The organism is Pseudoruminococcus sp. (assembly GCF_047012705.1).
In the GTDB taxonomy this organism is placed as follows: Bacteria; Bacillota; Clostridia; order Oscillospirales; family Acutalibacteraceae; genus Pseudoruminococcus.
In genome coordinates, this window is record NZ_JBKXNW010000005.1 from 156333 (window position 1) to 174367 (window position 18035).

The 18035-nt window shown below is 41.0% G+C and carries 11 protein-coding genes; 2 read left to right on the forward strand and 9 right to left on the reverse strand.

Annotated elements, in window-relative coordinates; genetic code table 11:
• Window positions 1-100: 100 nt before the first annotated feature.
• From ACLU24_RS06580 to ACLU24_RS06615, 8 genes are all read right to left on the reverse strand, one after another.
• The gene (locus ACLU24_RS06580; protein ID WP_412611210.1) at window positions 101-1072 is read right to left on the reverse strand and encodes a GH25 family lysozyme; all 972 of its coding nucleotides are present in this window, start codon (window positions 1070-1072) and stop codon (window positions 101-103) included.
• A complete protein-coding gene (locus tag ACLU24_RS06585; protein ID WP_412611211.1) occupies window positions 1056-1487 on the reverse strand; it encodes a phage holin family protein in 432 nt (143 codons plus the stop codon). Before ACLU24_RS06585 ends, ACLU24_RS06580 begins: the two co-directional genes overlap by 17 nt.
• 71 nt (window positions 1488-1558) lie before the next feature.
• Complete coding sequence (locus ACLU24_RS06590; RefSeq protein ID WP_412611213.1) at window positions 1559-2950, reverse strand: hypothetical protein; 1392 nt, start codon at window positions 2948-2950, stop codon at window positions 1559-1561.
• Between the two features lie 14 nt (window positions 2951-2964).
• On the reverse strand, window positions 2965-4638 hold the full coding sequence (locus ACLU24_RS06595) for a hypothetical protein (RefSeq protein WP_412611216.1): 1674 nt from the start codon (window positions 4636-4638) through the stop codon (window positions 2965-2967).
• Window positions 4625-6610, reverse strand: coding sequence for a hypothetical protein (locus tag ACLU24_RS06600; RefSeq protein ID WP_412611217.1), 1986 nt, complete (start codon window positions 6608-6610; stop codon window positions 4625-4627). Before ACLU24_RS06600 ends, ACLU24_RS06595 begins: the two co-directional genes overlap by 14 nt.
• A 26-nt stretch (window positions 6611-6636) precedes the next feature.
• Window positions 6637-6999 carry a hypothetical protein gene (locus tag ACLU24_RS06605; protein ID WP_412611219.1) on the reverse strand — a complete coding sequence of 121 codons (363 nt, stop codon included), beginning with the start codon at window positions 6997-6999 and terminating at the stop codon, window positions 6637-6639.
• A 1-nt stretch (window position 7000) separates the two neighbouring features.
• Window positions 7001-9037, reverse strand: a complete 2037-nt coding sequence (locus ACLU24_RS06610) for a phage tail protein (protein ID WP_412611220.1) — start codon at window positions 9035-9037, stop codon at window positions 7001-7003.
• A 26-nt stretch (window positions 9038-9063) separates the two neighbouring features.
• Window positions 9064-10368, reverse strand: coding sequence for a hypothetical protein (locus tag ACLU24_RS06615; protein ID WP_412611223.1), 1305 nt, complete (start codon window positions 10366-10368; stop codon window positions 9064-9066).
• A 364-nt stretch (window positions 10369-10732) separates the two neighbouring features.
• Here ACLU24_RS06615 and ACLU24_RS06620 point away from each other — a divergent pair, with 364 nt between their 5' ends.
• Window positions 10733-12076 (forward strand): helix-turn-helix domain-containing protein, encoded by a 1344-nt coding sequence (locus tag ACLU24_RS06620; protein WP_412611225.1) that lies wholly within the window; start codon window positions 10733-10735, stop codon window positions 12074-12076.
• A 36-nt stretch (window positions 12077-12112) separates the two neighbouring features.
• On the forward strand, window positions 12113-12439 hold the full coding sequence (locus ACLU24_RS06625; RefSeq protein WP_412611226.1) for a hypothetical protein: 327 nt from the start codon (window positions 12113-12115) through the stop codon (window positions 12437-12439).
• A 229-nt stretch (window positions 12440-12668) separates the two neighbouring features.
• Here the strand turns inward: ACLU24_RS06625 and ACLU24_RS06630 are convergent, their stop codons facing one another.
• Window positions 12669-18035, reverse strand: coding sequence for a hypothetical protein (locus tag ACLU24_RS06630; RefSeq protein WP_412611228.1), 5367 nt, complete (start codon window positions 18033-18035; stop codon window positions 12669-12671).

The following is an 18035-nucleotide window of genomic DNA, read 5'->3' on the forward strand; positions in this document are numbered from 1 at the left end:
CTTTACAACAAGTGCCTTTTGTTCCTTAGTCATGCAAACACCCCCGCATAAAAAAATTCAGCAGACACCCACCAAGCGAGATGAGTGTCTGCTCTTGTGTTTACTGATTTTTCATCAGCTCATTGACTCTTGCCTGAACCTTGCCGTAATCGTATCCGGCAGAGGTGAGCTTTGCTTTGCGCTCGTCACCGTTGCCCCATTTGCCCTGAATGACTTCCTTTGCAATCTCATCCACAGATTTGAGAGCTGGCTTTGCCATAAGCTCGTTTACTTTTGCCTGAACCTTGCTGTAGTCATAACCTGCCGCTGTCAGCTTCTGTTTGCGTTCATCTCCGGCAGACCACTTTCCGGCAATGACTTCTTTTGCAAGCTCATCGACTGTTTTCTTTTTAGCTGTGGTCGCCGTTAATGTGGTTTTCTTTTCGGTTGCAGTAGTTTTCTTTGCCGTAGTCTTTTTATATCCGTTGTATCCGCCATTTTTGACGATATTCGGATAATCGGTATAGCAGTAGTCCATATCCACATTTCCGCTGATACCGTTGATTCTGCCCTCGGAAGAATACTGCCAGATGCCGTACTTGTTTGCTGTGTAAGTGCAGCGGTAGTTATACTGTGCTACCCACAGCGCATATTTGCCTGCTACACTGTTTGAAACATAATTGTTCAGGTAATATGTAGAGCAGTAAAGTCCGGCAAGATAGCCGTGCTTTTCGAGTTCACCACAGAATGCCTTGATCACGCTGTCGCAGAAGTTTTTACCCTTTGCAAACTGGCTCTGCTCCTCAAGGTCGAAGTAGATCGGATACTCGAATTTCTTTCCCTTGATAACCTCCATACAAGCCTTTGCTTCTCTCACGGCATCTTCGGCACTGTCTGCATACGAATACCAATAAGCACCCACATCCAGTCCGGCAGCTTTTGCTGCATTGTAATTCTGCTCGAAACAGTTATCTTTTTGGCTTGTTTCTCTGCCGTAACCGGCACGGATAATGACAAAATCAATACCGCTTGCTTTTACCTTTGCAAAGTCGATATTTCCCTGCCATGATGATACATCAATTCCCTTGATCATTCTTGTTGTCCTCCTTATCTGTTCTGTCATGCAGCTGCTCTAAAATGTCCTTCAATTTCTTAGGTATCGGAAGTCCCAGATGAGCTGCGTTTTCCAATAGTGACACACCTTCATTCGATAAATAGAAGAAGATTACCGCTGTCCTGAGTACACTGCCTGTGCCGATGACCTGCACATCGATGATGTTTGCCACACCGACGAGGGTGAATATTAACACCTTACGGCAGATACCCTTAAAACCGATTTTGCTGTTCAGCCTTTTTTCACTGATAGCGCACATCAGACCTGTGATATAGTCGATGGCAGCAAAAGCCACGAGTGCAATTAAAAGCCCGTCACAGCCACCGAGAAAATACCCAAGCCAACCGCCGAGTACAGTAAAAATAAACTGTATCGTGTACCAGAATTCCTTCATTAAGCATCACGCTCCTTCAAAAATGTTTTGTATGAAAAAAAGCGACAGATTACTGCCGCCTGATTCCGTAGTTATTCTTCTTGTATTGTGTAAGTAATTTTCATGGTCTTATCCGCCGTCTTTATGACAGAGGTTTCAAGGTTATTTATCGTAGCAAGATATGGTGTCCATAAAAACAAGTTTTGCCTTGTAGAATTCGCATAATAGCCGCCAAAGCTGAACAGGTAGGGACCATATTGAAACAGTGGTGTACTGGTATAAGTCCACTGTGCGCTGTTAGCTTTTCGGAAAACCTTGTCCTCTGTGTTTATACGGAAGTCCGAACCAACTATCCAGTCACCGAGGTTTGCAAGATAGATACTTCCGCTGCGATAATAATCATCATTGCAGCTGTATGCCGATGTAGAACCGAGAGGAATTTCTTTGATGTCGGCAGCGTTATCAATGTTGATCTTGTAGACCTTCGTCTTATCATAAGATACCATATAAAGATAACCATTATGCAGAACACTCTGCACATTCCTCTGTGGATTACCGTTATATCCGCCGTGATAGCCTACAGCCTGACAAGTCACACCAATAAGCGTCATTCGCTCCTCGGTGAATGAAAAGTCAGATTTGTTGATTTTTATCTTTGTAAGGCTCGCATTTCCGCTTTTATTACCTCCGCCCCAGAAGCCGTACCAGTAGCCATCTTTACCGTCAAAGAAATCATAAGCTCCTTCGTTACTGCTCGGATTGGACATGACAAACATTGTGGGGTTGAGCTTTATTTCAAAAAGTACATCGTGATTTGTTCCGAGCATAGTGTCATTCAATCCCACAGCTGTAAAGCTCATACGCACCTTTTGGATAATAAGTTCGTTGCTCGTGTTGATACCGATAGTCCAGAAATAGTTTTCTTCCGGATTTATTTCTACAGCATTTATGTAAGCTGTTCTTGCTTCACCACTGCTGTTGGCATTGCGGGAGCGCATTACCCAGATACTGCCTGTACCGTTGTAGCCATCACCCATATATCCTATGCCCGCCCACTTATGAGTTAAAGCTATACAAGATATAGTGCCGTTTGCCTGCGAGGTTGTGAAGTCCCAGACAAAACGGTAGCCGTTATCCAGTTTTTTGGTTTCAGTCAGGTTCATACTTCCGCGCATAATATTTGTCGTTGCGTTGACATCATTTGACGCATATCCTACACATGGATTTGCGGAAGGTGCGTAGTATTTATTGGGATCTTCCTCTATTGTATCAGAGAAAAGCAAAATGCCTCCGATAGCGTTTTTGCATAAAGGCAGCATATTGTCGTTGAGATCGTTTGTATTTCCCTCGATGGTAAATAACATACCGTTGATGTTATGGCTGAAAAAATCCGCCATAGCATTGGTGACAAGGTTGGTTTCCTTGTATTTTTCAACCTTGCCTGTGTAGACATCCGTCAGTTCTATTTCAGTTATTCCTTTCAATGGTTATCACCCCTTTAGTTCAGATAGTGTACTATTATTTTATTGACATAGCAGCCTTCTCTTAATGCAAATCGGATTTTATACTGCCTGTCAGTTGCCGCTTCATTCCAGGCATCCGTGCCGACAGCTTTTACTGACTCACGGTTCATTCCGCTTGTTTCCTCCGACAATGTCATCCATCTGCCGTCTGTATATGCTTTCCATGTTATGCCGCCGTCAAACGAAAAGGCAAAAAGTGTGTTATCATCGGAATCAATCTCTACGCTTTCTATGCCCAAGATAGTGCTGTCATTCATTTCTGTGTTTTTTGAATAGACAAGCTGCACTGGAGGAATAGCCGTTATTTTCGCACTGATAGGCGGCAGTTCAATATCTGTATCCTGCCAATGATACAGAACAGGATTAGTGAGCTTTGAAAAGATAATATTTCTCGGAAAATCATCAAATCCGTACTGCCGGAATGCAGCAGAATTAAGTTTTTTTACAGGTACTTCTTCAATATATGAAGATTTATCATATTCCAGATTTTCATCTTCAAATTCAAACTCATTGAATCCGCTATTCTGATAGGAGCTGTCTGTCAGAATATTATAAAAACAGGGCTTGACCTGTTCATCCATGCAAGGAACAAGGTGCAGACGCTGTTCTTCACCCTGCCACAGGTCTATACTGTATACAGTTCCCATAAAGTATCGGCTGTCAAGCTGGTCTGCCGTATTCATCGTTCCTATTATCAGTTCGCATGATGAAGTAAACTCCGCATTATCAAAGGTCATAATAGTGATACCGTCACGTTCCAATCCGTCTTTTGACAGTTCCAGCGTAATCGGAATATCCCTGTAATCATCCACTTCCTCAGTGATGTTTTGACCGCCATAAACACAGGTAATATGCTTGCTGTCAGTCAGGAAAACACCAAACATATCTGTCTTTTCATCGGTTCTTGCTCCGAATATTGCAGCATTCCCGAAAGTAGATGTTTTGAACGATACCGACAGACGCATATCATTTCCGGGCAGAAGTCCTGTTCGGATACACTGCCCGCCTTTAAAAACAATTGAGTCAACAAATGCCTTGTTGTGCATCAGCCTGTAAAACCTGCCTGCTTTGTCAGCAAGTAGATATTTACTTTCAAAAGACGGTGCGAAATCAATAACTGAATAGCTTATATCAAACTTCTTGCCGCTGCTGTCTTTATGGAAAAAGGAAATATACTGCTGCTGAGTAACTGTAACGGCAAAATCCTGATTCATACCGCCGTTAATTCTGCTTGTGCCAAGATATCCGGCAGCGTCGGGAGCCTTGATAAGATTCAGAAACATATCGCCTGTTTCAAAGAAAAACCATTCGTAAACAAGCCTGACATCCTCGGTGGTATTATTATATTGTGCGTAGCCTTCCCAACGAAGTTTCAGAAACCGGATAGTTCCGAAAAGATTGCCTTCCTCACGATAAAAGTTATACAGCGACGCATCTCTCCGGCAGACAAGCAAATGCTCTGTTCTGCTGCCAAGCCCTATAAAGCTGTTGTCACTGACATAGATATTTGATATGACCTTACCATTAAACTGAAACCAGTCCACACCCTGATATTGCAGAGTGGTTCCGTCATATTGTGTATTTATGATCAGATGCTCCATATTTTCAGTCGTATTCATAATTGAACGAACAGAATCATATATCACCACTGCGTTTCACCTCCAGACTGTCAATTCTCGCAAACTGCTCTGTATTTATTTCAATCCTGCTCATCCTGCCCTCGTCAATAAGCACCTCATAATTCGTAAAGCTGTAATCAGTCTGAAATTTAAATGTTGTTTCAGACCATACATATTGACGGTTAAATGTCATTTCATTGCGGTCAGCAGGTTCTATTGTTTCAGTAACAACAACAGGGTTCATCTGAGGCTCTGCGATAAAGCGTAGTGCTGTCAAACGACCAAAACGAGCAGGAGTAAAGGTATCAACAAGTCCTATAGATTCAGGTACTTCCGTATAAGGCTCAACAATATCGATTGCTTTTCTGAATGACAAGCTGCCAACATCAGCAACGGGTACAAACTTCTCCTCAAACGACAGACGACCGTCCCATACATTTCCGGCACTGAGTCCCTGACCGCTGATGGTACATAGAGCCTGCATACGGTCAATAAAGCCGGAGCCGCCAGTCACAGACAGTCTGACTTTGAATGTGTTATATGCATTTGCATCAAGCTTTGATATCGGATAGTAAAGATTGAGAATATGCTTACCACTTTGCCATGTTTCAATGGGGTAATAGGTATTGATGACATTATCGTTGATAACATAAGTTACTTTCAGCGTTGCCCTGCCATCCTCGTTCCACAGCATAACAATGTCTTTTTCATTTACCTTTGCTGTCGCTGTTTTTTGTACCTCGTCTGCCGTAATGTCGATAAGGATACTGCCGTGAAACTCAGCATCTGTATCGTCCTGAGATGCAAACTCAAGACTGACGATTTCCGCATCATTTTCGCCGACAGTAAACGGAGAAGAATTCATATACGAGTGAACGGTTATTTTGCCTACCTCCACAGAATTAAGCAAGCCTGCGATATTCTTATCATTCTTGCTTTTCGCCTGTGATAATCGAGGATTTTTGCCTACACATTTCAGCGTAGTTTTGCCATTGATTTTTACGGTCATTCCGGTAATAGCAGCTATCTGCGTATCATCAGCGTGACCGCCGGAAAAGGAAATGACATCTCCGATATCAAGTGCAGGGTTTCCTATTGTTTCCGAATCGAAAGGAACATACCTGACTTTGGAAATGTCACTGAGGATATTGCGTATTATCTTTTCTCTCGTGTCTTTTAATCCAAACTGCAAAAGCGGATTAACACCGAGATTCATTGTCAGCCCATCATCGGGAGTGAGAGCATAATATTCAGCAGTAGTTGTCTTTTGATTTGTAGAATTGACTGCTGTATATCGTGTAATGAAATCAGAAAAGCTGCTTGAAAAACGCTGCTTGTTCGATACCTGCATTATGGGAGTGTTTCCGTATTTTCGCAGTTCAAGCTGACCCTGACGGTTTATCTGACAGTAGCAGCCGAGAACCTGTGCCGTATAAAAAAGCAAGTCACGCCAGCTTTCAATATCGTTTTCACCGTAGATGCCATAGATAAACTTTCCGTTTGGCATAGCTTCAATATCTGCTCTGGTGTGTGCGAAAGGCACTCTACAATTCTCACAGGCAAGAGAGAAAAAGTCAAAAGGAGTGCCGGAAGAAAGCGTATTTTTGAAACTCTTTTCAAAATTCAGCATACAGTCATAGGCTTTTAATTCAAGCGTTTTTATGCTCCTGTTTGCTTCGCTTATCTCAAATATCCCCATCGGTACTTCTTCATATTTGCCACCCACATCCAGATGAAAAGATACGGTTATCGTGCCATCCTCCAAGCTGTACCTGTCAATATCGGTAAAAAGAGATATACCCATCTCGGCAGCATAAACTGTACCAAGCTCTATTTCCGTGTTGCCGCAGCATTGACGGGTAATGTATCCGCTGCCTTTAACAATGTCCTTATTTTCAAACCGATATTTCTGTCCCTTTTTTGTGGTTATCTCTCCAGTCCAGAAATAACTTCTACTGTTACTCTGAATCGCCTTTATGAAGTTTTCAGATACATGGTACATTGGCTTCCTCCTCTCATATAAGATTTTTAATACTCTTTCAGCGTAAAATCCACCGACCACAAGCCCTTATATGAAGTATCTTGTTCCAGCTTTGCTTTGAAGCCGTCTATATACATCTCTGTTTCTTTTAAGGATAATGTGTCCGTGTCAAAATACTGTACAGTCAGCTTATTTTGTTTGGAATATGCCGTTAGCTTTTTCAGCCATAAAGCCGTCACCATAAATGATACGGAAATATCAACAACACCCTGACGCACAACATCACGCTGTCTTGTTCCGGCTTCAGTTTCTCCGCCGGAATCGGATTCCACTGAGGAGAGCGACAGGTCGTAAGAATCAGGATACGGCAAAAGCTCACCGTTGATTTTCAAGTATTCTGTAAATGCCATGCTACCTTCCTCCGCTTCTCAGATTTGCTCTTTGCTGAGCATTGACGATAATTTCATCAAGCATAGTACCGCCGACATACACCGGAATAACGATGTCACCGTTACCACCCATTGTGCCACCTTTAGGAAAAGCCCCTTTTATCGCAGTTATCAGTTCAGTAAGGTCTGTTTGAGATACACCGTCATCTGAAGCAGCAGCTGTGACTTCTGCGTGAGGGCTGACGACCATATCGGCAGATACATTTTTTATTGCGGACTTTATCATTCCACGACTATTTTCTATACCCTTTGCAAGACCCTTCATAAAGTCCGGCATCCAGCGCTCATAATCGGTAAGAGGACCCTCGTCCGGCACGGAGAAGTGCAGAAAAGAACGGATAGCATTGCCGACATTTGAGGCAGCATCAGTTACCCAGCCGATACAGTTATTGATGCCGTTTACGATACCGGAAATCAAATCCTTACCCCAGTTAAACGCTTCTGATGCAAGGTTGCCCATAAAGTTTTTGACATTATCAAAGCCGCCCTTCACAGCATTATATACATTGGACATGGCATTTTTTATGCCGGATAAAATATTGTTAAAGGCATTTGAAACAGCATCCTTTATACCACCAACAACATTTGAAACTGTATTTTTTATATTGTTCCAGATGCTTGACACCGTACTGCTGATGCCGTTCATGATATTTGAAACCACTGTCTTTATCGTATTGAATACAGTGGAAATGACGGTCTGTATAGCATTAACAACAGTCAATACCGTGTTTTTTATCGTGTTCCACGCATTGGTGATAAAAGTCTGAATCGCCGTAATAATTGTTGTAATAACGGTTTTTATCGTATTCCATACAGTCGAAATCACGGTATGTATTGCGTTCATCACGGTTGATATCACTGTTTTTATAGCGTTCCAAGCCGTAGTCAGGAAGGTCTGTATTGCCGTAACGACTGTTGTGAATGTTGTTTTTATGGTATTCCATATAGTCGTAAAAAATGTTGATATAACAGTCCAGACCGTCTGTATGACCGATTTTATTGTATTCCACGCAGTAGTAAGGATAGTCTGTATCGCAGTTACCACCGTTGTAAAAATCGTTTTTATTATATTCCATACAGTGGTAAAATAAGCAGATATCAAATTCCAGATTGTTTCAATTACGGTCTTTATCGTATTCCACGCAGTGGAAAGGATTGTCTGTATCACAGATACAACTGTTGTAAAAATGGTTTTTATGATATTCCAGACGGTGGTAAAATAAGCAGATATCAGATTCCAGATGGTTTCGATTACGGTTTTGATTGTATTCCATGCTGTAGAAAGAATGGTCTGTATCACAGTAATAACCGTTGTAAAGGTATTCTGTATAGCAGTCCATATAATCGTAAAAAAGGCGGATATTGCATTCCAGACTGTTTCAGCAGTAGTTCTGATACCATTCATTATGCCACTGAAAAATCCGCTTATTCCTTTCCATATATTATTGAAAAACTCACTTACACCGTTCCATAGATCATCCCACGATATGCCGAACCAGCTGAGAAAGACTTCAAAAATCCCCTTAAACACATTCAGTATATTTTTGATATTGTTAACGAGGAAGTTCCATGCAGCCATAAATATGCCCTTGACACCTTCCCATACCTGCTCCCAGTTGCCCGTGAAAATACCGATAAAAATATCCAGGATGGAAGTTATCATATCAAGAGAATACGAAAGCATATTGCTTATGTATTGGAAAGCACCTTCCAGCACAGGTGCAAGGAATGAGCAGACGGTATCCCATACAGCCATAATAACTTCACCGATGTCTTTGAAATTAAAGCCCAGAGCGTTAAGCCTGTCAACTATACCCTGAAAAAACTCCTGAAATTTCCCGACAATGCCGTTCCATATTTCAGTCATAGCGTTGCGGAAATCTTCATTTGTATTCCAAAGATCCAATGCACTGGCAAGTGTCTGAACGATCTGAATGGAAAGTCTTTCATTTTTCTTTTGCTCAGAGTCAAGATCATGCAGCAGATCTACGCCCCCCATAATATCAGATGTAATGCTGTAGCCTGTCAGATCGGCAAGATATCTTCCTGAACGTAAACCAGACGATAGAGTGTAGTGGAAGTATCTGTATCAGGAAGATAATATCGATAGATTCCATAATAAGCATCCGGCTCAGATTCCCTTGTCATCAGATAGACAGTCGCGTTATAACCGTCAATTGTCTTAACACTAACGGATACAGGTTTTTCTGATTCGTCATATACATAGGCAAAATCAGAAGCAAGAAACTCAGAACGGTTCAATGAATTTTCCGTATAATCCAGCTCTTTATCCTCATAATATTCTTCTGTTTGTTCATCCTTGGCAAGATGATAAATTGTTGAGCTGTTAATATATTTTCCTTCCAGGTGACCACTGGTGCCGTAAACGCCTTGAGGATCATCCGGAACATTCACCTGATATATCGTGTAATATGACGAATATTCATTTTGCACAGGAGTATCTGCATTGTGATAAGCAATCTCCTTACCGTAGTTTTCTGTATCATAAATAAATGAAAATTTGCTGTTTTTCAGTTCCTCGTCGGTCAGATCATTTAATGTACCAAAGCCGGTGTCCTGAAGATAAACACCTCTCTGCTCATCATACACGAACTCCTTCACGCTATGTAGGGTATCACTAGTAGGGTTATTATCATCATCAACATACCAATAGGTTGCTATGGCATAAATGCCGTCAGGGTCATCCTCGCTGGCAGCCAGATCGCCCTCTTTCCATTTGGAGTCCCCGATTTCGATCGTTTCGACCATTTCACGGACTTCATAGCTGTATTTTTCTGCTTTTACGGCATCGGTACTCTGACCGTTGGCGAAGGTGATGCCCGTTTTGGTATCGGTGTGCAGCGAACCTATGATCGCAGCGGCTTTCTCCTTGCCGTAAAGTTTGACGTTAACTGATTCATCAAAATTGAGGGTTGCATCAGTATTTTCCGCATAGAGCGTAATTGCTGCATCATAATTCTTATAGGAATTAACTGTCAATGTGCCGTCACCTGTGATTTTCAGGCTGCCGCCGTGACTGTCGCCCCATATCCGGATTTCCATCAGTTCGCAATCTCCGACAACATTGATCGTGAAGTCGTCACCCATTACATTGGTAACAAGCTGGAGACTCTTGTTTTTGAGATTATTGAGCGTGAGGGTATTGGTTGCCTTGTCATAAGTAGCTCCGGCAAGTGCTTCATTATCGGTTTTTTCCTCAGCATAAACATTATACTTGGATGTTACATTTCCCCAACCGTATTGATCGTTGACTATTTTACCGTTTTCATCAAGCTGATAATCATTAAACGTGATCCAGGCAAGATGCAAGGTCTCTCCCCATTCGGTGGTGTACTCACCCATCGGTCCGTTTGCCGCAAAGGCGGTTGTCATTGGTGCGGTGCTGAAAAGCATGGCTGCACTGATCGCGACTGCTGCTGTACGTTTGAGTAATTTTTTTCTCATAAAAAACTCTCCTTATAAAGATTTTTTGTGTGCGATACTTGTACCAGATGATACAGGAACTTAAATACTGCATTATGAGTGATACATATCAGATCGATCGCTGCACGCTATAATATAAACATTATACAAAAAATGATCCGGAACAAAAAGAATATTTCCGGATTTGGCATTGACAATTTCAGAAATGCAATATACAATGAATTATAATATAAATGCATGGAGGTAAGATATGAGTTTTGAAGAACTGCTTAACCGATACATTTCTCAAATCGGCTGTACTGCAAAAGAACTGGCTGCAAGGACAGAAATATCTGAAGTGCGGTTAAGCCGTTTTCGTAACGGTGAGCGAAAACCAACACCGGAACAGATTGATCTTCTGGCTGAAGGTATTTCAGCACTGTCGAAAAATATGGATACAAAAACAGTCCGTAACGAACTGACCGCTGCACTTACGGAAAATGCAGTGAACTATGAGCGTGTAATTGGTAACTTTCATGTTCTGACGGCGAATCTGAATATACGATTATCTGAACTTGCCAAAGCATTGAGCTTTGATGCCTCCTATCTGTCACGTATTAGGGCAGGACAAAGGAAACCGGCTGATATTGCCTCGTTTGTGGATGGTGTGTGTCATTTTATCGTTCGGAAATATACATCTGACAGTGATATTGCGGCAGTTGCCTCAATGATCGGCTCGGAATCTGAGCGGCTGAAGGATGAGAAGGTATATTTTCACACACTAACGGAATGGATGTATGATGGTGAACTGAAAGTATCAAACACTGCAGAGAGTTTCCTGAAAAAGCTTGATGAATTTGATCTGAGCGAGTATATCAGAATCATTCATTTTGATGAAATAAAAATTCCGACAGCTCCGTTTCAGATGCCTGCCCGTCATTCCGCCACAGGACTGAAAGACATGATGGCTACGGAACTGAATTTTCTGAAGGCAACGGTATTATCACGTTCTGATTCGTCTGTGCTGATCTACAGCGATATGCCAATGGAACAGATGGCAAAGACTGCGGAGTTCCCCAAAAAATGGATGTATGGTATGGCAGCTATGCTGAAAAAAGGACTTCATCTGAACATGATACACAATGTAGACAGACCTCTTCAGGAAATGATGCTGGGACTTGAAAGTTATATCCCGATGTATATGACCGGTCAGATTTCTCCGTATTATTTAGATGCTCCCCCCAGTAAAGTGTTTCACCATTTGCTGGAGGTTTCCGGTGCAGCAGCTCTGGAGGGTTCTGCTATTGTCGGTCACCACGCCGAGGGCAAATATTATCTGACCAATAACAAGGAAGAAGTACGGCAGTATCAGAAACGAGCAAACGCTCTGCTGTCTAAGGCAAAGCCGCTGATGGATATTTATCGTGCAGATTCCGAGCAGGCATTCCGAAAATTCTGGGAAGAGGATTTTCAGAATAAAGTAAAACCGCGACATATGATTTTTTCTTTCTTGCCGTTGTTTACTATATCAGATCAGCTGCTGGAGAGAATCATAAGCCATAATCATGTAACAAGCCATGATAAGGAAAGAATTGTGAAATATGTTCATTTTTAAAAAACGCTTTATGATTCCCTGACAAAGGAAAGCACCTTGACTGTAGAGATACCGAAACTCAGCCGTGAGGAATTTGAAGCATACCCCTTGTCACTATCTTTGTCAGGAATATTCTACGAAGCAGATGTACTATATACCTATGAGGAATACAGAGAGCATTTTGATCTGACAATGAACACGGCAAACAATAATATGTTTTTCTTTTCATCCGCCGGATTACAAACCTTCCGCAATATTCAAATTTCAATATGTGAAGGGGAATGGGTCATGGTGTCAAAAAATAAGGCTCCTGCGATCCACTTTGTCATACATCATCCCAAAATGGTGGAAGCAATAGAACGCTTTACCCCTCCTATAATTTAAATACTAATGACATCAGCTTAAAGTCAGCTTTGTCAGCGTGACTGATGGGGTCGAGGGGCAGGAGAAAGCCGACTTTGTTACAGAACTTCAAAGGGAGAATAAACTAAATTTTTGTGCAGTATTTCATTTTTTTGCTCATTTATAAATAATTATCAGTCATATCCAAACAAATCACCATTCTCAAAGAAGAATGGTGATTTGTTATTTCTGCTATTTGATTTTGATAATCTTATGAAATATTATTTTCCGCATAGGCCTGAGAGGTTCTGTAGGCATAGTCATTCAGCTTGTTTGTAAATTTCAGTATCGGATACGAACCTGTTTTCAATTCACCAAAAAAAGTCGGGAAAGCAAGAGAATCTTTGTTATACTGCCTTGGAAGCTGTATCACCGCAGACTGATTTTGAGTTGAAATCGTTTTGCTATCAGTCAAGCCCGAAACTTTGCTGATGTCAGTGCAGGTGATTTCATCAAACAAATAGTCCGAATTGCTCCAGTCATCCACCTCAGTGATACGGTAATAACCTCTTTTATCAAGCTGCAGCAGGCGGCTGCCTGTATAGCTGTTGTCTTCTTGCTCGACAGTACAGTTGATTTTTGTATAGCTTGTCTGCGGTGTATCACTCAAATCTTCTTTATCAAACCTTTCGATTTTAAACAAAAATGATTGTGCCGGGTCGTTTTGAGGTATAATTTTGTCAATATCAACATAAAGGTGCGTAACATCTGTTTCTGTCTGATTTGTCAGACGTTCTACAATGCTGATAGCGGTTGCTTTTGTCTTAGCATCTTGACCTTCACCTTCTGTATAAGTAACGGTAGCCTTATTTCTGATTTCCTGTGAAGAATCGGTCAACGGAGTAGCCGTACCCTTAAATACAACCTGATACTCATTACTTTCACTAAGTACAATAGCAGGTTCTTGACCATCTTTATTTCTTATTGAAAAGCCTGTCTTTTTACTGTCAGCATCTGTATCGTACTCAATATCAACCTGATTTGTGATATCTCGATCATCGGGAGCGTATATCTCTATAGAATTATCTTTGAATGTGAAATTCTCCGGAAATTCATTACGGTAGTAGTCTATGGTATATGTCTTTGACGAATCCATTTCACGCCCTGAGAACTTAACAATATACGCTTCCTGATCTTCATTATGTGCAACATCCATCGAAACGATCGCATGAGCCTGCGCTGCATTTTGATTTGTATCGTTAAAGTCATCGGTTGTATCACCGTTAAAATTGATAAATTGATAATTTGCTTTATTGGTAATTGTTTCAGACAAATCGGTAGCTTTGATATCGTCAACCTTGACTTTATATTCCAGATAATAATTCTCGTCCAGTGCAATATTGGGGATATCTGCACTGATTCTCTTGGAAGTCGGATCATATTCGATGCTGTATCCTTTTTCTGATGTGATATCTGTGATATCGATAAATTCAAGTTCATCATACCAGTCAAAGTGTGAGGTTGACAATGATTTCTGTCGGTACAATTTTGCAGAATCTTTCACATACGTTGTTCCCGAAGGGATATCATCATAGATATTAACTTCCCTTGAAGTGAAATATCCTGCATTATAAGCCTTCAAACGGTAGGTCAGGGTATCTCCTGAAAGCACCGCTTTTCTTTTGTCCGTATCAGATATTCCCTTATCGTCAACTCTTTTATTCTCATCAATGACATCAATGGAAGAGTAGTATGTCTGAGTTTGAGTAACCCCATTATTATCATACGTTGATGTTTTTATAGTATCTGAAACCGCCGTAATAGGGTCGCCCGTATTTGCAAGAACCTGCTTTTCGGTTTTGACATTTGCATCATTTTTTCGGAAAAGAGCAGTAATAATCAGACTGTCTTTAATTTCAGAAAAAGCCCCCTCGGATATATCCCCTGTTGTTGAAAAAGAAAACAATATAAACTTAGAAACGCCATTAGTTACTTCACTTGAATAAGTTTCAACACTAAATGTATTGGTTACAGTGGTGTTTTCGGTAACACTGAAAATTTTTGTTTCCGAATCTTGAGTAACAGAATAGGTTTTGTAGTCGTAAGTATATTCTGCGTTATCAAAATTCAATGGGTCGTTGGCATTATTTGCATCAATTCTCGACATTTCATGATGAATACCGTTACTGTCGACCGCTTCTACGATCAAAGCGGTAAGCTTATAGTCAGATGCACGCATCCATCCCACAGCTGTCTGAGGACTTGCTGTATCAATTTTCAATGTTTTTGTATAATAGTCATTTCCATTGATATACTCAAATTTGTTGTAGGTATCGGGCTCATAGTAATTTGGGGCAGTTTGCGCATTGAAGCCGCCGTTTTTTGACGGATACAGGTTATCCTTATCCCAAGTTTTTGTATTATCTGAATTCGTTGTAATATTATCTGTTACATACTGGTCTACAGCTGTTTTCGGAGTAACGCTTTCATTAACAGTATACTGCTCGTCAAGCAAACCGGTTTTCATAGTAACGCTGTAAGTATCAGCAGTGATACGCACCAGTTTTCTGTCAAAAAGGTATCGACCGTCATTCAGCCGCCAGTAATAATCAAGATAATAGTAGGCATTTGAATCGTTTGTATCAAACGGTTTTCCCCCCTGCCACTTTGCGAGTGTATCGCCGGAATAAGTGATTTCATTCCCCTTTTCAAGATAAAAGCCGCCTGTATCTATGATCTTAGGGTTTGCACGGAAGATTCTGACTCTTACAGTACCGTTTGAGGAGTTATTGGTAATTGCGGAAGAAGAATTATTATTCTTAATATCAAATTTCTGCGAAACCATAGGAGCAGAGCCGATATTTTTTGCCTTCTTCACGTTATCAATCGTATCTTCGGTATTTGCATCATTGACCGCATACCCTGAATAAAAAGCAAATGTATTATCGTCGGTCAAACCAGTTCCATTAAATTTTTGTATTGACTGATGAGTATAAATATTATCTGTTCCCATACGATATTTATCAGTAATGGCAAATGCAACACCTACAGAATGATTAAAAAGACCCTTGATTTTGTTTTCATCTGCACCCTGGGCGATCGTTACGGTATTAGTATAAGTAACAGGACTCGTTGTATTATCGGTTTTAACATTGATATGCATAATATCGCCGGCATTGAGGTAGGCTGTCGGGAGGAGTCGAAAACTTCGGCTGCCGACAAGGTTCGGATCTGTATACGTCAGATCAGCTTTGTTGTCCCAATTTGTGACATTATTCTCAATATCACCTGCACTTACCTTCAGCCATTGTATACCGGGGGCAAAATCAAAGCATTTGTAATAATAGCCTCTTTCATCTGCCGGGTCGTCATATCGTCCTATCGTCAGAACATCGGGAGTGAAGGTTTTAGTTATCTTACTTTCGTTTTCCGTACCAGTCAGATACGCTCCGTTTTCGTCCTGCTTAACAGTTGTATATTCAAGTGTAAAGCCGTCATCTCCGCCGAATTTATCCTTAAGTCCACGGCTTGTATTTTTCTCCTTGTCCTTGCCCCACGTTATGCCAAGAGTGTCATTGGTAGTCAGCTCAAATTTAGAGGTAATGTCACGCACTGTATCGTAGGCTTTTTTGTCTTCATCACTGCTTGTTGCATCACGTTCCTCACCATTATCTTCAAGTATCGTATCATAGTGGTTAAGAAGAACGGTTGCCACCGAGGCACGGGCATACTCTTCAACAAGCTTACTGCGGGTATCATCAAATAAAGTATTAAAAGCATCATTAGCAATAAATACCTTTAGCATGGGATAAAAGCCGTTTTGGTATTCCCATGTTGTGTAGTCATTACTCATACGCACATTGTCGGCAAGTCCCTTTACATTTTTAGCTGTACTTTTTTGCGTATATACGCCTGTCACACCGGGAATCTGGCTATTTCCGACAGAAAAGTTATTTTGTACACCGCAGGCTCGTTCACGCATGGCGGTAGTCTGTTTGTCATAATAACAATTATAGTATGTTCCGTTTCCGGAAGTGGAAACATTTCCCAGAAACCCTCCAAGTGAATTTCCTGTTGCCTGGGTTGAGGTATCTGTCAGAATATTACCGACCTCACCGGCAGCATAACAGTTAATATATACATCGCCGAAGTTATTGGATTGAGTTCCGTCAGGTAAATTTACAGCAGGGTGCTGTTTAGCATATTTATAGGTATCCTCATTACCGATAAAACCGCCAAGCTGTTTTCCGGCAAATTCCATACCGACCATTGCCGTACTGTAGCAGTTAATATAAACACAGGCACCTGAATTTAGATTATTACCACTATTTTGAAAGCCGGTAAATCCTCCTATCTTTTCAGCACCTTCCACAGAACCCGAAGAAAAACAATTGATAAAAGCTTCATTCAGCGTATAATTACCCTTATCATCATACAAACTCGCATTTGGGGAAGACAGAGTCACCACACGCCCTATATAAGCTCCCGTCTTTTTATTTCCATACATCGTATTGTTGGTAAAACAATTTCTGCATATAAAACCGTCACCACAAGAAAGAATAGCCCCTGAATCCTCGCCATTACTGAAAACCTCACAGTCAACAGAATAGCAATTTTCCACCATTTCGGGGAATACTGCCACACCTTTTCCCATCCATGCCTCAGGAGATTTTGGAAACTCAGCATTATATTTTACCTTATACGTTCCAGTGTTGTACTGGCAAGCTGTCATTCCGCCTATATGTGATGTTCCGTAAATATACGATCTGAGTGTAGAACAGTTTTCTAAGAAAATGTTACCACCTTTATAACCGTCAACACGTCCAATCAAAATCCCTATATTCTCCGAATCAGAATACACAAGCGAATCAGTGACACTTACATTTTCCAAATGTACAGGGGATTTAATCACACCTATCACGATACCCTGATAATTATTAGCAAAAAAAGCAAGACAGTTGGTAAACAAAACATTACGGATAATCGTTTTTTTGTTTGATTCAGAACTATTGATAAGCGGTTTGGTCATCCGAAAATTATAAATGGTATGTCCATTCCCTTCCAAATCGAACCAACTATTTCCACTAAGAGTAATAGTTTCTGACCACTTTCTTCCTGAAGCACCGCCCATGTCAATATCATTCTCAAGAATAATTCTGGTATTACCGAAATCTGCTTGTTTCATTGCCCAAACAAATTCGTTAGCATTTTCAACATGATAGGTGTTGTATGTTACAGTAACTGCGTTTGCTGTTATGGTATCTCTGTTTAAGCCGTTTTCTACAGTATCCTCGTCATAAATAACCTCTTCTATTTGTGAAGTTACTGGTGATGTACTGCCTGTCCATGCAGATACATCACTTTCCGTATTATGCCATTTAAAATAAGGAGAATCATCTTTTACGGTATATGCACTAACCGTTAACGGTGATGTGGGCGTACTATTACCTGTAACATTATATTCGTTAAAAGTTGTACGCAATATGCTGTTCCAACGTGTTTGTTCAAATTCAGCCAAGGTCATTGCCGCCTCTGCCGTCAGCTCCAAATCACTCGAAAAATACGGTATCAACTCAAAGACCATAACAGCTGCAACAAACATTGCAATCATTCTCATCAAGCTTTTACGCTTTTTCAT

What these genes read in the sequence shown, in the direction of transcription:
- ACLU24_RS06630 (WP_412611228.1), bottom strand. Translation starts at nt 18,035, where the DNA reads ATGAAAAAGCGTAAAAGCTTGATGAGAATGATTGCAATGTTTGTTGCA.
- ACLU24_RS06585 (WP_412611211.1), bottom strand. Translation starts at nt 1,487, where the DNA reads ATGAAGGAATTCTGGTACACGATACAGTTTATTTTTACTGTACTCGGC.
- ACLU24_RS06605 (WP_412611219.1), bottom strand. Translation starts at nt 6,999, where the DNA reads ATGGCATTTACAGAATACTTGAAAATCAACGGTGAGCTTTTGCCGTAT.
- ACLU24_RS06620 (WP_412611225.1), top strand. Translation starts at nt 10,733, where the DNA reads ATGAGTTTTGAAGAACTGCTTAACCGATACATTTCTCAAATCGGCTGT.
- ACLU24_RS06580 (WP_412611210.1), bottom strand. Translation starts at nt 1,072, where the DNA reads ATGATCAAGGGAATTGATGTATCATCATGGCAGGGAAATATCGACTTT.
- ACLU24_RS06610 (WP_412611220.1), bottom strand. Translation starts at nt 9,037, where the DNA reads ATGGGGGGCGTAGATCTGCTGCATGATCTTGACTCTGAGCAAAAGAAA.
- ACLU24_RS06600 (WP_412611217.1), bottom strand. Translation starts at nt 6,610, where the DNA reads ATGTACCATGTATCTGAAAACTTCATAAAGGCGATTCAGAGTAACAGT.